13 protein-coding genes and 1 pseudogene are annotated in these 16689 nt (G+C 72.7%); 7 read left to right on the top strand and 7 right to left on the bottom strand.

Annotated elements, in window-relative coordinates:
* Nucleotides 1-73 precede the first annotated feature (73 nt).
* Nucleotides 74-1324, top strand: a complete 1251-nt coding sequence (locus OG776_RS38105; RefSeq protein WP_148012933.1) for an AAA family ATPase — start codon at nt 74-76, stop codon at nt 1322-1324.
* A complete protein-coding gene (locus tag OG776_RS38100) occupies nt 1321-2589 on the top strand; it encodes a vWA domain-containing protein (RefSeq protein ID WP_222723863.1) in 1269 nt (422 codons plus the stop codon). The genes OG776_RS38105 and OG776_RS38100 overlap by 4 nt, the downstream gene beginning before the upstream one ends.
* Before the next feature lie 142 nt (nt 2590-2731).
* Here the strand turns inward: OG776_RS38100 and OG776_RS38095 are convergent, their stop codons facing one another.
* Nucleotides 2732-3592 (bottom strand): DUF427 domain-containing protein, encoded by an 861-nt coding sequence (locus OG776_RS38095; RefSeq protein WP_148012932.1) that lies wholly within the window; start codon nt 3590-3592, stop codon nt 2732-2734.
* 113 nt (nt 3593-3705) lie between these two features.
* Nucleotides 3706-4575, bottom strand: coding sequence for an alpha/beta fold hydrolase (locus tag OG776_RS38090; protein ID WP_148012931.1), 870 nt, complete (start codon nt 4573-4575; stop codon nt 3706-3708).
* A 287-nt stretch (nt 4576-4862) separates the two neighbouring features.
* Here OG776_RS38090 and OG776_RS38085 point away from each other — a divergent pair, with 287 nt between their 5' ends.
* Nucleotides 4863-6584, top strand: coding sequence for an MOSC and FAD-binding oxidoreductase domain-containing protein (locus OG776_RS38085; protein WP_329323353.1), 1722 nt, complete (start codon nt 4863-4865; stop codon nt 6582-6584).
* Nucleotides 6585-6785: 201 nt separating this feature from the next.
* On the top strand, nt 6786-6932 hold the full coding sequence (locus OG776_RS38080) for a hypothetical protein (protein ID WP_329323352.1): 147 nt from the start codon (nt 6786-6788) through the stop codon (nt 6930-6932).
* A 165-nt stretch (nt 6933-7097) separates the two neighbouring features.
* On the opposite strand, the gene OG776_RS38075 is transcribed toward OG776_RS38080, so the two are convergent.
* Nucleotides 7098-8090, bottom strand: coding sequence for an aldo/keto reductase family protein (locus tag OG776_RS38075; protein ID WP_148014951.1), 993 nt, complete (start codon nt 8088-8090; stop codon nt 7098-7100).
* A 316-nt stretch (nt 8091-8406) separates the two neighbouring features.
* Complete coding sequence (locus OG776_RS38070) at nt 8407-8766, bottom strand: DUF6204 family protein (protein WP_329323351.1); 360 nt, start codon at nt 8764-8766, stop codon at nt 8407-8409.
* 266 nt (nt 8767-9032) lie between these two features.
* Between OG776_RS38070 and OG776_RS38065 the strand changes: the two are divergent.
* The 3 genes and pseudogenes from OG776_RS38065 to OG776_RS38055 all read left to right on the top strand — a co-directional run bounded on the left by OG776_RS38065 (nt 9033) and on the right by OG776_RS38055 (nt 12269).
* Nucleotides 9033-9667: pseudogene (locus OG776_RS38065) on the top strand (molybdopterin-dependent oxidoreductase).
* Nucleotides 9668-9923: 256 nt separating this feature from the next.
* Complete coding sequence (locus OG776_RS38060; RefSeq protein ID WP_261995121.1) at nt 9924-10826, top strand: LysR family transcriptional regulator; 903 nt, start codon at nt 9924-9926, stop codon at nt 10824-10826.
* A gap of 216 nt (nt 10827-11042) precedes the next feature.
* Complete coding sequence (locus tag OG776_RS38055; protein ID WP_261995120.1) at nt 11043-12269, top strand: MFS transporter; 1227 nt, start codon at nt 11043-11045, stop codon at nt 12267-12269.
* Nucleotides 12270-12356: 87 nt separating this feature from the next.
* Here OG776_RS38055 and OG776_RS38050 read toward each other — a convergent pair whose 3' ends face one another.
* The 3 genes from OG776_RS38050 to OG776_RS38040 all read right to left on the bottom strand — a co-directional run bounded on the left by OG776_RS38050 (nt 12357) and on the right by OG776_RS38040 (nt 16639).
* On the bottom strand, nt 12357-12875 hold the full coding sequence (locus tag OG776_RS38050) for a hypothetical protein (protein WP_148014948.1): 519 nt from the start codon (nt 12873-12875) through the stop codon (nt 12357-12359).
* A gap of 345 nt (nt 12876-13220) precedes the next feature.
* Nucleotides 13221-14729 (bottom strand): CoA-acylating methylmalonate-semialdehyde dehydrogenase, encoded by a 1509-nt coding sequence (locus tag OG776_RS38045; protein WP_329323350.1) that lies wholly within the window; start codon nt 14727-14729, stop codon nt 13221-13223.
* 1394 nt (nt 14730-16123) lie between these two features.
* Nucleotides 16124-16639, bottom strand: a complete 516-nt coding sequence (locus OG776_RS38040) for a carbonic anhydrase (RefSeq protein ID WP_148014946.1) — start codon at nt 16637-16639, stop codon at nt 16124-16126.
* Between the last annotated feature and the right edge of the window lie 50 nt (nt 16640-16689).

Raw genomic sequence — 16689 nt, 5'->3', positions numbered from 1 at the left:
CGGCTTCCTCCATCACACCCGTCTCCCCACCACTCCTCCGCCCACCCCTCCCCCGTCCCAAAGGTGATCATTCATGCCCGTACCCGCCGTATCCCGCCCCACCGCAACCGGTGCCGTACCGGACCGGCCCGCTCAACTCGATGTCGCCGGAGCGTTGTCGAGCCTGCTGCGCGACACGTCCACCGAACCGCGTCCCGACAGCCGGCTGGAGGCCCTCACGCTGGCCGTGGCCGCCGACCTGCCCATCCTGCTGTGGGGTGAACCCGGGATCGGCAAGACCGCGGCGCTCACCCAGCTCGCGGCGGCCCTCGATCTGCCGTTGACCACGGTGATCGCCAGCGTCCACGAGCCGTCGGACTTCTCGGGGCTGCCCGTCGTCGGCGACGATCCGGCGGAACAGGGGGTGCCCATGGCGCCGCCGGACTGGGCGGTGCGGCTGGTCCGGGCCGGCAGCGGACTGCTGTTCCTGGACGAGCTGTCCACCGCGCCACCGGCCGTGCAGGCCGCCCTGCTCCGCCTCGTCCTCGAACGGCGGATCGGCACGCTGCGGCTCCCGCCCCGGGTCCGTATCGTGGCCGCCGCCAACCCGCGTGCCTCCGCCGCCGACGGCTGGGAACTGAGCCCGCCCCTGGCCAACCGGTTCGTCCATCTTCAGTGGACGCACGACCACGAGGTGGTCGTCCGCGGGCTCGGCGGGACCTGGCCCCGGGCCACGCTCCCGCGGCTCGACCCCGAACGGCTCCCGGAAGCCGTGGAGTTCGCCCGTCGCGCGGTGTGCGGGCTGCTCGCCGCGCGCCCCGGGCTCGTGCACCGCCTGCCCAACGACGAGACACGCAGGGGCGGCCCCTGGCCCTCACCCCGGAGCTGGGAGTCGACCCTGCGTCTGATCGCGTTCGCGACGGCCGCGGGCTCCTCCCGCGAAGTGCTCTCCCTGCTGGTCCGGGGCACCGTGGGGGACGGCCCCGGGCTGGAACTGCTGGCCGCCATCGACCGGATGGACCTCCCGGACCCCGAACTCCTGCTCGCCGACCCGGCGAACGCCGTCCTGCCGGAACGGGGGGATCTGCGCCAGGCCGTGCTCGACGGTGTGGTGGAGGCGGTCCGCGGACGACCGGAGAGGTCACGCTGGGAGGCGGCCTGGGAGCTCCTGGTCCGGGCGGTGGAGACCGGAGCCCCGGACCTGGTGGTCGTGCCCGCGAACACGCTCGCCTCCCTGCGCCGGGAGGACTGGGACGTTCCGCCATCGATCGACAAGCTCGCCGGAGCGGTGTCCCTGTCCCGCCGGGCCGACCGCGCCGCGGCCGCCGTGCCGGTCGGCCGGTGAACGCGTACGGACCGGGCGCGCCCCGGGCGCTGGACCGCGACAAGCTCTTCGCCGCACGGCTGCACGCCGCCCGGGTCCGGCCCTACCTGGCGACGGCGCTCTTCGCCCTGCACACCGTGGAGTCGCGGCAGGTGCCGACGATGGCCGTCGACCGGTACTGGCGCTGCTACGTTTCGCCGTCGTTCGTGGACCGGACGTCGGTGGAGGAGCTGGCCGGGGTGTGGGTGCACGAGGTGTCGCACCTGCTGCGGGACCATCACGGGCGCAGTGACCGGGTCGCGCGGGAGCGTGGTCTGACCGGGCCGGGGGAACGGCTGCGGATGAACATCGCGGCGGACTGCGAGATCAACGACGACGCGTTCGGCGAGGGACTCCTCCGGCCCGAGGGTGCCGTCACCCCCGAGACCCTGGCGCTGCCCGGGGGTGAGCTCATGGAGGACTATCTTCGCCGGTTCCGGCTCGGGCCGCGCACGCAGAGCCTGGTCTGGCTGGACTGCGGCAGCGGCGCCGACGGACTGGACCGGGAATGGGATCTCGGCCCGGACGGAGCGTACGGCCTCAGCGACCAGGAGCGTGACGCCGTCCGGTTCCGCGTGGCGCGGGGCATCACCGGGCGTCCGGGCAACGCCCCCCGGGGATGGCGTCGTTGGGCGGAGGAGGCGTTCCAGCCACCGCAGCCGTGGCGGGAGCTGCTCGGTGCGGCCGTCCGTTCGGCCGCCTCCGGCTCCGGCACGGGCGAGGACTACACGTACGGGCGGCCGTCCCGGCGCTCGGCGGGGCTGCCCGGTGTCGTCCTGCCGAGCCTGCGGCGCAGACCTCCGCGGGTCTCCGTGATCATCGACACGTCCGGGTCGGTCAGCGACGCCGAACTCGGCAGCGCACTCCGGGAGGTGACGGCGATCTGCCGCGCGGTGGGCGGCCGCCGCGACCTCGTCACCGTGCTGCCGTGCGACGCGTCCGCCCGGCTCGTGCACTCGCTCTGCCGGGCCGAGGGCATTCCGCTGGTCGGCGGCGGGGGCACCGACCTGCGGACGGGCTTCGCCCGGGCTCTCCGCCGGGGTCCCCGGCCCGACGTCGTCGTGGTGCTGACGGACGGTCAGACGCCCTGGCCGAGGAACCGGCCGCCGTGCCGGACCGTGGTCGGTCTGTTCCCCCGGCGGCACGACTCCCACTCGTGGGACGAGAACGATCCCGACTACGTCCCGGACTCCCCGCCCGAGTGGGCACGGGTGGTCGTCATCGAGCCGACTCCCGGCGCCGGGTGAGCGGTTGACCACGCCTGTCCCGGAGTCCCGGGGATCCCTGCGTCCTCCGGCCGCGCCCATCTCCCCTCCGTGCCCGTGCCGCGGCCTCGGCGCGAGGGTCGGCGCGGGGCCGCGGGCCGTGAGGGGTCGACGGGCTCAGAGGTCAACGGGCCCTGGTCTCCTCGGCGTCCAGGCCGCGGTCGACGCCGTGGGCGACGACCTTCTGGCCCGGCTCGATCTCCAGCCGACGCCCGTCGAGGCGGACCTCGACCTGGTCCGGCTCGAAGGAGACCATGTCGTCGATGCGGCCGACCTCGCTGTACGCGTCGCGGTACGACCAGGCGGCGCGGTGCGCGGTGCCGATGTCGTAGTAGTCGCACAACCCCTTGTACGGGCAGAAGGTCTGCCCCTCGACGGGACGCAGCAGGCTCTCGTCGATGTCCGTGCGCGGGACGTACCAGCGCGGGGCGAAGCCGGACTCGTAGAGCACGACGGGGCGTTCCGAACGGGCCACCACGGCGTCCGCCGAACGGACCTCCAGCGTGCGGGAAGTGGTGCGGATGTCGATGCGGTGGTACGCGTCCGCCGCGTGACCGAGGACGCGTTCGTCCTCCTCGTAGAAGGCGTCCATCGCCCGCCAGGCGAAGGCGACGCGGTCCTCGAACTCGGCGGCGTACCCGGGCGGGGTGGTGAGCTGCCAGGCGGCGCGTTCGGTGGTCCGGTCGCCCGCTCGCACGGTGAACCACGCGGTGTCGCCGAGATCCTGATGCCGGGTCACCTTGTCGCTCTCGACCAGGGCCCGGGGATCCACGTCCGCGCGAGGGAAGTAGGCGACCGGGTAACGGCCCGGTTCGTGCAGCAGCAGCACGTTCTCGCTGTCGGCGATCCACTCCCCGTTGAACCGCACGCGCATACGGCGGCGCAGGCGCTCGGCGAACAGCAGGCGCCGCGGCAGGGGTTCGGGGGTGAGGAAGTGTCCGATCGCGCTCGTCGAGAGAGGCCCTTGCTGCCAGGACAGTCCCATGGCTCGTTCCTTCCGGGTGCGGGGTGCCGGGGTGGGGTGGGTGGGACGGACACCCATGAGGGCGGGGCCGGCCGGGGCTCGCGCGCCGTTCCGGCCGCCCCGGCCCTGGAGCGTCAGGCGACGACGCGGCCGAGGAAGTCCCGGATGTACTGGGTGATGTTCTCCAGATGGCTCTCCAGGGCGAAGTGCCCGGATTCGAGCAGGTGGACCTCGGCACGGGGCAGGTCCTGCCGGAACGCCTCCGCGCCCGCGGGACCGAAGATCTCGTCGTTGGCGCCCCAGACCGCGAGCACCGGCACCTGGGAGTCGCGGAAGTACTGGTGCACCTTCGGATAGAGGTCCACGTTGGTCGGGTAGTCCCGGAAGAGCCTGAGCTGGATCTCGTCGTTGCCGGGCCGGTCCAGCAGAGCCTGGTCATGCACCCAGTTGTCGGGGCTGACGAGACTCGGGTCGGCGACGCCGTTCAGGTACTGCCACCGGGTGATCTCGGGCGTCAGGGCGCCGCGCATCGGGGCCTCGGTCTCCGGTCCGGGCGCCTCGGCGTAGGCGAACACACCGTCCCAGAACGGTTTGACGAAGCCCTCGACATAGGCGTTGCCGTTCTGGGTGACGATCGCGGTGACGCGGTCGGGGGTCTGCAGCGCCAGACGCCAGCCGATGGGCGCCCCGTAGTCCTGCACGTACATCGCGAACCGGTCGACGCCCAGCTGCTCCAGCAGGTCGGAGGTGACCTGGGTGAGCGCCTCGAAGGTGTAGGGGAAGTCCTGCGGGGAGGGCATCGCCGACTGACCGAAGCCGATGTGGTCGGGGGCGATGACGTGGTAGCGGTCGGCGAGCGCCGGGATCAGGTGGCGGAACATGTGCGAGCTGGTCGGGAAGCCGTGGAGGAGGACCAGGGCCGGCGCCCGCGGGTCGCCCGCCTCCCGGTAGAAGACGTCCAGGCCACCGACGGTGGCCGTGCGGTGATGGACTACGGAAGTCATCTCTCTAACCTCTCACTTCACCTTCAAGGGTTATGCGCTCAGTCGACCATGCTCGCCCTAACCTGTCAACACCGTTTTAACGGTTAGATGCGTGCCGGTCCGCTCTTCGGGGCGGGCGCGAGCCGGACACTCCCCTCCAGCGTCCGCCCGTGAGCGCCCCCGGGCCACCGAGCCGGTACGACCGCTGCCGAAGAACTAAAATCGGCCATGACGCGAGAGGAGCCCCGCGCGAGAAGAGCCGACAGAAATCCGCTCCCGTCCGGCCACCACCCACGCAGGAGTACGCAATGGCGACGCTGCTGTCCGTGAACGTAGGGAAGCCCGAGGACGTCTCGTGGCAGGGAAGGACGGTCCACACGGGCGCGTGGAAGTCACCCGTGCACGGCCGCCGGATGGTGCGCCACCTGAACATCGACGGGGACGGGCAGGGCGATCTCGCGGGGCACGGCGGCGAGAACCGGGCGGTCCTCGTCTACCAGGTGCAGTCCTACCGCTACTGGGAGAAGGAACTGGATCGCCGGGACCTCACCCCCGGCAGCTTCGGGGAGAACTTCACCGTCGACGGGCTCCCCGACGACGAGGTGTGCATCGGCGACCGCTACCGCATCGGCGAGGCGGAGTTCGAGGTCACCCAGCCCCGCGTCACCTGTTACCGCGTCGGAATGCGCCTGGGGGAACCCGCCATGGCCTCCCTCCTGGTCGCCCACCACCGCCCCGGCTTCTACCTGCGCGTCATCACCGAGGGAGAGGTGACGGCGGGCGACGCCATCACCCGCACCCGACGAGGTCCGCAGGCACTCAGCGTCGCCGACACCGACGCGCTGCTCTACCTCCCCGGCCGTGATCCCGCGAAGCTGCGCAGCGCGCTGAGCATCCCCGCCCTGAGCCCCGGGTGGCAGCAGTCGTTCCGCGAACTCTCACAGGGCGAACCGCGGAGACGGGAACCGGGATGGCCCGGCTTCAGGACCCTGCGGGTGGCCCGCAAGGTCGCCGAGACCCCGGGCGTCACCTCGTTCCACCTGGACGCCACCGACAGCACGCCGCTGCCCGAGGCGCTGCCCGGCCAGTACCTGTCCGTCCGGGTCACCCCGGGGAAGGACTCCCCCGCCGTACGGAGCTACTCCCTCTCCTCCGCGCCGGGCGCCGGCACCTACCGCATCAGCGTGAAACGGGAGCCCCACGGCCGGGTCAGCGGATATCTCCACACCTGCCTGCGGCCCGGTGACCTGGTGGACATCGCGAGCCCCCGCGGGACGTTCGTCCTCCAGGAGGGCACCCGCCCGGTCGTCCTCGTCTCCGCCGGGATCGGCGCCACCCCCGTGCTGGCGATGCTGCACGGGCTCGCCGCGGCCCGGGACCCCCGCCCGGTGTGGTGGATCCACACGGCCAGGGACCGCACGCGGCACGTCTTCGCCGCCGAGACCCGGGAACTGCTGGCCCAACTCCCCGACGGCCGCGCGTACATCTCCTACACGGCCGGCGCCGACGACCCCCGGCACGACGACGAGCCGCACATCCGCCACGGCCGGCTCACCGCCCGGTCACTGGCCGACATGGCCGTACCCGCGGACGCCGACGCCTACCTCTGCGGGCCGCCCGCCTTCATGGACGACCTGGGGAGTCATCTGCGCGCGCGGGGGCTGAGTCCCGAGCGGATCCACACCGAGGTGTTCAGCGCACTGCCCGCCGTCAACCCCGGGATCACGGACACGCCCGCGGTGCGGCCGCACCAGCCGGACGGGCCCGCGGCGACCGGCCCGCGCGTCACCTTCGCCCGCAGCGGCATCTCCACCCCCTGGTCACCGGAGCGCGCGTCGCTCCTCGACCTCGCCGAGGCCTGCGACGTCCCCACCCGCTGGTCCTGTCGCACCGGTGTGTGCCACACCTGCGTCACGCCGGTCGTCTCGGGCGACGCCGCCTACACCACCGAGCCCCTCGAACCTCCCGAGGCCGGTACGGTCCTGATCTGCTGCAGTCGCCCCACCACCGAGATCGTCCTCGACCTGTAGGACTCGGGCGTGGTCCGGCCACCGTACGGAGGTACACGACGCGGTCGGCAGCCGGCCGGGCGGCCGCGTCCACAGGCCCCTTGAGCGGGTCACTCCCGGTCACCGGGCACGACATGCGTGCTACCCCGAACGGCCCCATACTCGAAGAACGGCACCACGGCGGCGCACAGATTGACTACCCCCTGGGGAGGTCCTGTGATCATGCTTGCTTTGCTAGCGCCGGGTCTCATGATGGCGTTCCTCTTCGGGATGGACGCCCTCGAGGACCGGCTCGTCCCACGCCCGGTCCCGGTCGACGACGGCGAAGGCTCCCCGGTCCCCGAGGACGTGCCCCCACCCGTGGCCTGACGGCCGCCCACCCGCCCGTACCGGTACGGGCGCGCGACCTCGGTGACGAGGAAAGGACGCGGAACCGGCACCGGCTGCGAGCGGCCGGGAGCAGCGCAGGAATCTGGTCCGCCACCACGCCGAGGCGGCAGGCGGCGGCCAGGGAGGTCGGGTGACGCGGACAGGTCAGCGGCGCAGGACGCCCTCGGCCGCGAACGGTGCGAGGGTCGGACGCCGGACCGGCACGTCGCCGAGCGCGGCGTCGACCGCGGCCAGTACGTCGTCGGAGAGCCGCACACCCGCGGCCGCCGCGTTGGCGTGGACCTGCTCGGGCCGCGAGGCTCCGGTGATCGCCGACGCGACCTCACCGCGGCGCAGCACCCAGGCCAGCGCGAGCGTCGGCAGACTCACACCGGCGCCCTCGGCCACGGGGACGAGCCGCTGCACGGCCTCCAGGGCGGCGTCGTTGAGGACGAGGTCCTTGGAGCCGCTCATCGCGTCGTTGGCGAAACGGCTGTCGGCGGGGAGCGGCCGGCCCGGCTTGTACTTGCCGGTCAGCACTCCCTGGGCCAGGGGGGACCACACGATGTGCGAGATGCCGTCGGCCGCGCACACCGGGAATACCTCCGCCTCGGGCGCCTGCCACAGCATCGAGTACTGCGGCTGCGACGAGACGAACAGCTCCGGCCCCGCGATGTCGACGGCGGTCCGGATCTGCTCGGGGGTCCACTCGCTGAATCCGAGGTAGCGGGCCTTGCCCTGCCGTACGACCTTCTGCAGCGCCTCGACGGTCTCCTCGATCGGCACGGTCACGTCGAAACGGTGTGCCTGGTACAGGTCGACGTGGTCGGTCCGCAGCCGCCGCAACGAGGCGTCGATCTGCTTGCCGATCTGCTCGGCAGAGAGGCCCTGGTCGGTGTCCGACATCTGACCCCAGACCTTGGTCGCCAGGATGTAGGAGTCACGGGGGTGCTGGGAGAGGATCTCGCCCCAGGCCGACTCGGCCGCGCCCCGGCCGTAGACGTTGGCGGTGTCGAAGAAGTTGATGCCCACGTCGAACGCGGCCTCGGTGCAGGCGCGTGTCTGCTCGGCCTGGATGCCTCCGGAGTAGGTGAGCCAGGAGCCGAGGGAGATCTCCGAGACCTCCAGGTCCGAGCTGCCGAGCTTGCGAAAACGCATGACGGTTCCCTTCCGTGGTTCCCCGCGACGGGGTGGACGATCACCATGAAACCGCAGGAACCCAGGGGAAGTGCTCGTGGTCGGCGCGCCGGGGCCGCCTCGGGCCGGGCGTGGCGGTCGGTCGGTCGGTCGGTCGGTCAGGGAGCGTCCGTCAGGTGCGGTCGCCGAGGTCATGCGCCGTGGCCGTCGAGGTCATGCGCCGCGGTCCGCCGGCCGGCACCGACAACTCCCCGGAGCGGGCGGCCCGTCGGCGCGGCCCGTGCACGTCGCGCGGCGGCCGACGGACCCGGTGGCGCTGTCCGGCGCGGAGACGGGATCAGGAGAACTTCTGCGCGGCGGCGCGGCGCTGCCGCTTGCCGAGAGGTGCCTGGGAGAGATCCTCGGCGCTGGAGCGGAGGTTCTTGTACGGATAGCCGCGCTGGGTCAGCCACGCCTTCGCCGCCTCTTCGGCGCGCTCGGTCGCCTCCAGGATGTCCTCCTCCTCTTCGCCCGAGTCCACGAAGCGGAAGGTGAAGGCGGACCGCGCGGCCAGGTCGTAGCTGAGGTGACCCTCCGCGGTGAACGCGGCGCGCAGCACGTCGTGCTCCGCCGCCCGGGCCAGGAGCTCGGCTCGCTGATCGGTGCCGAGGCCGTCGAAGACACCGCGAACGGTGATACGGAAGGTGCGCGTACTCATTCCGCGAGCCTAGCCAGCGACGCCCCGCGGCCTCCACCGCTTTTCCGCGCCCTCGGCGGACGGGCCGGACGCCGTCGCGCGGTGTCGGGCCGGGACGCGGTCGCACCGGATCGGGGACGCGCCGGCGCGCGTTCCGGATGTCCTGCCCGCCCGTGAAGTTCCGGATCCCTCGCCGGGACCGGCGGAACCCTGCCTGGGCGTCACCGGGAGTGAAACGCCTACCCTGCACGGGTGGAGAGGCGGCCGCAGGAGAGAGGGAGCCGGGCATGACAGGCGACCGACGGGGCGCGATCGGTGAGGCACCGCGCACCCCCCACCCCATCCCGCCGGGCCAGCGCAGGGTGCAGGGCCGGCCCGTCTCGCACTACGGCCCGGTTCCCCGGTTCCGCCCGAACGCTGGGACCTGCGGGTCTTCGGCGCCACCGCGGCGGGCGAGGAGCGTTCGTGGTCCTTCGACGACCTCACGGTGCTCCCCCACGTCACGGTCGTCGCCGATCTGCACTGCGCGACGGGACCCACGTCGACGGACCACGAGTGGTACGGGATCGCCGCCGCCACCCTGCTGGACCTGGCGCCTCCGGCTCCCGAGGCCACCCATGTGATGGCCTGGGCGGAGTACGGCTACGGGGCCAACCTGCGCCTCGCCGACTTCACGGCCGGGCAGACCCTCCTGGCCACCCACCACAACGGCGAGCCGCTCACCGCCGAGCACGGCTTCCCGCTGCGCCTGGTCGTTCCGCACCTCTACGGCTACAAGAGCGCCAAGTGGCTGCGCGGCATCGAGTACATGACCCGGGACCGGCGCGGACTCTGGGAGGACCGCGGGTACCACCACCTCGCGGACCCCTGGAAGGAACAGCGCTACTCCCACCAGGAGCAGGAAGGGGACGGCCCGGCCTGACCGGCCACCCGTCGCATCCGCGACATTGGTCGCCTTATCGACTTTGGCGGCCTCCATGGTCTTCATGGTCTCCGCGGCGCCGATCGTCCGCCGTCCGCCATCCGCCGTCCGCCATCCGCCATCCGCCATCCGCCATCCGCCATCCGCCATCCGCCATCCGCCATCCGCCGGACACTGTCCGACGCGCACCGCCGGGCGGCGCGGTCCTGCCGCACGGCGGAGCGCGTCACCAGCTCGGGGTCATGGGGTCATCATCATGGAGGTAGGAACCGCGGCGTCGGGAGAGCACATGGATCTGCGGCAGATGGAGGTCGTGGTCGCGGTGGCCGAGGAGGGCGGCTTCACGGCCGCGGCGCAACGGCTGCACGTGGTGCAGTCCGCCGTGTCGAGCACCGTACGCGCGCTGGAGCGTGAGCTGGGGACGGCGCTGTTCGACCGCACCACCCACCGGGTGTCGCTGACCCCGGCCGGTGAGGCCTTCGTACCGGCGGCCCGGGCGACCCTGCGCTCCGCCGAACAGGCCCGCTCCGCGGTCGACGTGGCCCAGGGACGGCTGCGGGGTCGGGTGACCGTCGGCACGATGCAGGGGGTGTGGGCCGATCTGCACCTCCCGCTGGCCGCACTGCGGGCGGAACATCCGGAGGTGTCGGTCCGGCTGCGGCAGGCGGCGGTGACCGACATCCGTCAGGCGCTGCGCGAGGGCACGGTCGATCTGGCCGTTGTCGCCCTCGACCGCCAGCAGCAGCGCGGGCTGGTCACCCGGCTGCTGTCCCGCGAGGAGATGGTGCTGGTGTCGGCGCCGGAGCGGCCGCTCGCCGGGTCCGGCGCGGGCGGGACGGTCACGCTTGCCGAGGCCGCCCGGCTGCCGATGGTGGAGTTCACCCCCGGCTGGGCGATCCGGCTCTCCGTCGACCGGGCGTTCCGCGCCGCCGCCGTCGAGCGCGAGCCGACCTTCGAGGTCAACGACATCGTGGCGGCGTCCGAGCTGGTCCGTAACGACCTGGGGGTCTGTGTCATGCCCGGTTCGATCGCTTCCCGCTTCCCCGACCTGCGGACGCACCGGTTCGACCGGCACGCGCCGAGCTGGAAGGTGATGGTGGTCCGGCCGCGTGGCGAGGCGTCGCCGGCCGTCGCCGCGCTGCTGCGGCACATGACCTGACCGGGCGCGGAGCCGGGCCCCACCCGTGTACCGGCACGGGTCGGCTCAGTCATCTCTCATCGAGATGACAGACATCTTCGATCATCGTCCCGGAGAGGGAAGCAATGAGGGCGCCCCGGCGCTGAGGCAACCGTGCGAGCGACAAGGAAGCCGCTCCCCCGTCACCCGGTCCGTCCCCGAACCGTCCCTCCGGTTCCCCTTCCCGAGAAGGTGCCCGTGTCCGCATCCCCCGAACTGAAGCGCTCGGACCCGACCTCCACCGGCACGACGGCGCACGGCGTACCCGGATGGCTGGTCGCGCTCTTCGCGGTCGCCTCCGGCATGACGGTGGCCAACCTCTACTACGCCCAGCCGCTGCTGTCCTCGCTCCGAGACGTCTTCCACGTCGGCACGGCGGCCGCCGGCGGCCTCATCACCGTCACCCAGGTCGGCTACGTGCTGGGCATGCTCTTCCTGGTGCCGCTCGGCGACCGGCTGGAGAAGCGCAAGCTGATCACCGTACTGCTGACGATCACCACCTTCGCCCTGGTCGCGGCCGGACTCGCCACGAACTTCCCGATGCTCCTGATCGCGTCGCTGATCAGCGGCGGCACCTCGGTCGTCGCCCAGATCCTGATCCCCTTCGCCGCGAGCCTCGCCCCCGATCACGCCCGCGGCCGGATCGTCGGCCGGGTGATGAGCGGCCTGCTCACCGGCATACTGCTCTCCCGCACCCTGAGCAGTCTGGTCTCCGACGTGGCCGGCTGGCGCGTGGTCTATCTCGGCTCCGCCGTGCTGATGGCCCTGCTGGCCCTCGCGCTGCGCGCCGCCCTGCCGCAACATGCGCCGACCACGACCGTCCCGTACGTCCATGTGCTGCGCTCCACGCTGCAACTGGTGCGCACTCACCCGGTGTTGCTGCGCCGGGGTCTCTACCAGGCGGCGATGTTCGGTGCGTTCAGCGCGTTCTGGACGACCGTGTCCTACGTCCTGACGGGCCCTCACTTCCACTACTCCGCTGTCGGAGTGGGCCTGTTCGCCCTGGTGGGTGCGGCGGGCGCGGCCGTCGCCCCGCTCGCCGGGCACTGGGCCGACCGCGGACACGTCCGTCCGGTGACCGGTCTCGCGTTCGTCGTCGCGGCCGTGGCCTTCGCGGCCGCGGGCTTCGGTCAGGAGTACGTCGCCCTGCTCGCGGTGGCCGCGGTCCTGCTCGACATGGCCGTGCAGACGACCCTGATCCTCGGCCAGCACACCATCTACCAGCTCGACGCGAACGCCCGGGCCCGGCTCAACAGCGCCTTCATCGCCACGTTCTTCGTCGGCGGGGCGCTCGGGTCCCAGTTCGGGTCGATCGCCTACCACGCGGCCGGCTGGACCGCCGTCAGCGTCCTCGGCGCCGCTCTGCCCGCCCTGGCTCTTCTCTACTGGACCACGGAGCGCAGGGCCGCCCGCCGTACCGCCTGATTCCCCCACCACGGCCGTTCGGCCGGCCGTACCGGCCGGACGGCCCCGTGACGCCGCGCACACCGCCTGTGCCGCGTACACCGCCTGTCAGGAACCGGCTTCCTTCCGGAGGAAGTTGCTCACCTGGCAGGCGAGGCTGTCCCCGCCGAGATCGGCGCGGGTCTCGGCGTCGACCAGGCCCTCGGACAGGTCGATGCCGCCCGCCCAGAGGTACCGGTCGGTCCACTCGTCGTCGACCTTCAGCTGGATCTGGATGTCCACCCGGGGCAGCGAGGCGTCCGGCCCCGCGGCGTAGAGGACCGCGGTGGCCCGGCGCAGGGGGTAGACGTCGTAGCCCTCGATGAACTGCGAGTTGCGCCAGTCCAGGAGGGCACTCTCGCCGTCGGAGCCGATACGGATGTCGATCTGACCGTCCTCTAGGTGGATACCGAAGTGTTCGCCGCCCCGGTTCTCGACGGTCACCCGGCAACGGAAGTAGGTCAGCCCTTCGGCCGCGTCGTCGCGTCCCCGCGGCGGCTCCGCCGCCTCCACGCCGTGGACGCGGACGCGCAGGCCGGCATGCTCGTCGTACTCCTGCCAGTCCCCGACCACGTTCGGCTCGTGCACAGTCCACCTCTCCACCTCAGAGAGCTGTTTCCTATCTGTGCTCTCAACTGGGTGTCAAATGCGTCGAACATGCCGTGGCCAGCGTTTTTGCCCTCGTAGATCGGCGATCAAGCCGTGCCCAGCCAGAACCCGCGCCCGGGCCGTCACGGGACATTTCCGTGCGTGCTGCACATCACGTTCCTCAGGCGTCGCGGCGCGCCCTCCGGGCCCGCCCACCGGACGACCCGGGCCGGCGCGCCGGCCCCGTGCCCGGAGGGTCCGGGGGCGCCGGCTCCGACGCGCGCCGAGGTCCGGCCACGGCCGCACCGGCTCCGTGCGGAGGCCGGTGCGGGGGGGGCACGACCGTCAGCGGGAGGCGGGGAAGCCCAGGTCCGGGCCGGCCGCGGTCTCGGCCGGGTCCGGCCAGCGGGTCGTGACGACCTTGCCCCGCGTGTAGAAGTGCACGGCTTCGCTGCCGTACATGCGGTGGTCACCGAAGGCCGAGTCCTTCCAGCCGCCGAAGGAGTGATGGCCCACCGGCACCGGCATCGGCACGTTCACGCCCACCATGCCGACCTCGGCCTCCAGCTGGAAACGGCGGGCGGCGCCTCCGTCGCGGGTGAAGATCGAGCCCGCGTTGCCGTACGGCGAGCCGTTGACGATGTCCATGGCCTCCTCGTAGGTCTCCGCGCGCAGCACGCACAGGACGGGGCCGAAGATCTCGTTCCGGTAGACGTCCGAGTCCGTGCCGACCCGGTCCAGGAGCGTGATGCCCATCCAGTGTCCGTTCTCCCGGCCCGCGACGGTGAAGTCCCTGCCGTCGAGCACCACGTCGGCGCCCTGGGCGGCCGCGCCCGCGACGTGGCGCGCGACGTCGTCGCGGTGTGCCCGGGTGACGAGCGGGCCCATCTCGGACGCCGGGTCGTCGCCCGGGCCGATCCTGACCGCGGTGGCCCGCTCGGCGATCCGGGAGACCAGCGCGTCGCCCGCCGAGCCGACCGCGACCACCACGGAGACCGCCATGCAGCGCTGGCCCGCGGAGCCGAAAGCGGCGGTCACCGCTGCCTCGGCGGCGGCGTCGAGGTCGGCGTCCGGCAGGACCAGCATGTGGTTCTTCGCGCCGCCGAGGGCCTGGACCCGCTTGCCGTTCGCGGCGGCCCGGCCGTAGACGTGGCGGGCGACCGGCGTGGAGCCCACGAACGACACGGCCGCGACGTCCGGGTGGTCGAGCAGCGCGTTCACCGCGGTCTCGTCGCCGTGCACGATGTTGAGCACACCGTCGGGCACGCCGGCCTCGGCCGCGAGCTCCGCGAGCAGCATGGAGGCGGACGGGGCCTTGCTGCTCGGCTTGTGGACGAAGGTGTTCCCGCAGGCGATCGCCATGGGGAACATCCACATGCTGATCATCGCGGGGAAGTTGAACGGTGAGATGCCGACGACCACGCCGAGCGGCTGCCGGACCGACGCCACGTCGACGTGGTCCGACACCTCCGTGGACGTCTCGCCCTTGAGCGCCGTGCCGAGTCCGCAGGCCAGTTCGACGATCTCGAGGCCACGGGCCACCTCGCCGAGGGCGTCCGCGTGGACCTTGCCCTGCTCGGCGGTGATCAGCGCGGCGAGGTCGTCGCGGCGCGCGTTCAGCAGCTCGCGGTAGCGGAAGAGGATCGCGGTCCGCCGCGCGAGGGAGGACGTACGCCACCCGGTGTAGGCCTCCTTCGCCGCGGCGACGGCGGCGTCGACCTCGTCGGCGCCCGCCAGCGCGACCCGCGCGGTGACCTCGCCGGTCGCCGGGTCGGTCACCGGGCCCCAGGTGCCGGAGGCGTTCGGACCATCCCCGTAGGGCTTGCCACCGATCCAATGCGTGACGGTCTTCATCGGCGGGACTCCTTCAATGATGACGGCGATGGGGTGCGAGGTCGCCGTCGATGGACCTCGCGGGCCTCGACGCGGCCGGACGGCCCCACGGTCTCGGCCACGGGCACGTCCCGCCACGCCGGTGGGGCGGGACTGCTCGTTCAGCATCCCTCCGCGCGGGGCCCGCAGCGGCTCCTGAGCCCGTCCGGGCCCGAAGTGCCTCCCTCAGGTCCCGTTCCGTCGTGGCACGGGTCACTCCTGCGCCGGGCGCCGCGTCCCGCCACCCGACGTCGCCCTCGGTGCGACGGGCAGGGGGCAGGCGGGCCTGCCGGTTAAGGCCACGGTGGTGCCGCGTCGTCGGCCGGCGACCGGTGACCGGTGACCGGCGCCAGGAGGAACGGGACACACCGGCCGCCGACGGCGGCGCCGGGCACGACGGGCACGACGGCGCCGGTGGGACGGCCGTTCTCACGGACGCGGATCGGGACGGCGTCCGGGACACCGGCCTTGGGCAGGTCGGTGCGCGCCGGAAGGCGGTGAGGACTCCGGCGACCGCGTCGGCGGGCCGGTCGGTGGGAAGGCGGAAGACGTCGGGGAAGGAGTGCTGACCGACGTAGTCCGGGCTCGCGAGGAAGCGCGTGTCGGCCCGGGCGGCGGGATCGGGCCAGAAGCGTGTCGGCCGGGTCGAAGGTCGGCACGACGCCGAAGCCGGCCGCCAGGGGGTGAAGGAGGGCGCGCCTTGCCGTCCCCCGACCGGTCGCCGGGAGGTCGGTGACGTGCGGCGTCGGTGATCGGTTCGGTGACCGCGTCGGGCTCCGCGACCGGGGAAAGGTGCGGTGCGTCGATCTTGACGGTGTGCGCGTGCGCGCGCTCGGCCAGCTTCGGGTGCTCGCCCGGCGGCAGCACCCGGTCGGCGGTTTCTGCCGCCGTGCGCCGGGCGTCGCGGCCACCGGGGCGCGATGCGTCCGCGGTCCGCCGCGGCGGTGCACGCGGTGTGGCGAGGTGAGGACAAGGCCCGTGGGGCCGTCCGGCTGCGGGCTCGCCGACGGGCTCGGCGACGCGTCCGCGATCGGCCGTCGCTCGCACAACCGTCGCTCGCACAACCGTCGCTCGCACGGTCGTCCGCCGTTTCTTCCGCTGGGCCGCCCTTGCGATGACGGCTGGAATCCGGGCCTGGTGAAGCGTCCGTCAGGGCCCGGCAGGGCGTCGAGGGTGTCGCCTGCGAGCCGACCTGTCGCGGCCGTTGATCCGCAGGTCACCTCTGGGATCGACCCGGTCGCGCGCGGTTCGGCGATGGAGTCGGTTTCACCGCACCTCTGTTGGGCGGAATCGGTCACGATGTTCCGGCAGAGCGACGCGTGAGGAGGAGAGGTCCGACCCGCACCCGGCCGGGTGCCCGGTCCGGCCCGACGGAGTCAGGGCGCGACGACGGTCTCGACCTCGCCGGTGGCCACGTCGTAGAGGAGCCCGGAGACCCGCACCCCTTCGAGCCGTGTCTCGGCGCGCAGTTCGGCCACGTCATGGGCGACGGCCGCGCGCGGATCGCCGATCGCCTGCCCCGCGAGCCCCGCCTCGTCGGTCGCGAAGTAGGGGGTGAGCAGTTCGGGACGGTCCTGCAGCAGGGTGATCCCGCAGTGGGTGTGCTGCAGGACGATCAGCTCCCAGCCGGGACCGAGGTCGCCACCGGCCGCGCGCGTCACCTGGCGCAGCATGACCAGTTCCTCCAGCGTCCGCCGCGTGACCCGGCCGCCCACGTTGCGGATGGCCGCGATGTCTCCCGGCTCGGCGCCCAGGACCGAGGCCGGGTCGACGCGCGGGTCCACGCACCCGATCACGATCGTCTTGAGGTTCGGCATCATGCGCAGGCCTTCGGTGAACCGCGTCGCGGCGAAGTCGGCGTTGCGGTCGGTGAGGGTTTCCACGACACCCATGGCGTACTCCTTCATCAGGTGAGTCCATTTTCTGGACTGACGGAGGTGTA

The organism is Streptomyces sp. NBC_01689, from assembly GCF_036250675.1.
Lineage (GTDB): Bacteria > Actinomycetota > Actinomycetes > Streptomycetales > Streptomycetaceae > Streptomyces.
This window is presented reverse-complemented; position numbering and strand designations above follow the sequence as displayed.

Bases quoted from the DNA above. Each gene is read 5' to 3' on its own strand.
- OG776_RS38085 (WP_329323353.1), top strand. From the start codon at position 4,863: ATGGCGACGCTGCTGTCCGTGAACGTAGGGAAGCCCGAGGACGTCTCG.
- OG776_RS38080 (WP_329323352.1), top strand. From the start codon at position 6,786: ATGCTTGCTTTGCTAGCGCCGGGTCTCATGATGGCGTTCCTCTTCGGG.
- OG776_RS38090 (WP_148012931.1), bottom strand. From the start codon at position 4,575: ATGACTTCCGTAGTCCATCACCGCACGGCCACCGTCGGTGGCCTGGAC.
- OG776_RS38075 (WP_148014951.1), bottom strand. From the start codon at position 8,090: ATGCGTTTTCGCAAGCTCGGCAGCTCGGACCTGGAGGTCTCGGAGATC.
- OG776_RS38105 (WP_148012933.1), top strand. From the start codon at position 74: ATGCCCGTACCCGCCGTATCCCGCCCCACCGCAACCGGTGCCGTACCG.
- OG776_RS38070 (WP_329323351.1), bottom strand. From the start codon at position 8,766: ATGAGTACGCGCACCTTCCGTATCACCGTTCGCGGTGTCTTCGACGGC.
- OG776_RS38040 (WP_148014946.1), bottom strand. From the start codon at position 16,639: ATGGGTGTCGTGGAAACCCTCACCGACCGCAACGCCGACTTCGCCGCG.
- OG776_RS38095 (WP_148012932.1), bottom strand. From the start codon at position 3,592: ATGGGACTGTCCTGGCAGCAAGGGCCTCTCTCGACGAGCGCGATCGGA.
- OG776_RS38045 (WP_329323350.1), bottom strand. From the start codon at position 14,729: ATGAAGACCGTCACGCATTGGATCGGTGGCAAGCCCTACGGGGATGGT.
- OG776_RS38060 (WP_261995121.1), top strand. From the start codon at position 9,924: ATGGAGGTAGGAACCGCGGCGTCGGGAGAGCACATGGATCTGCGGCAG.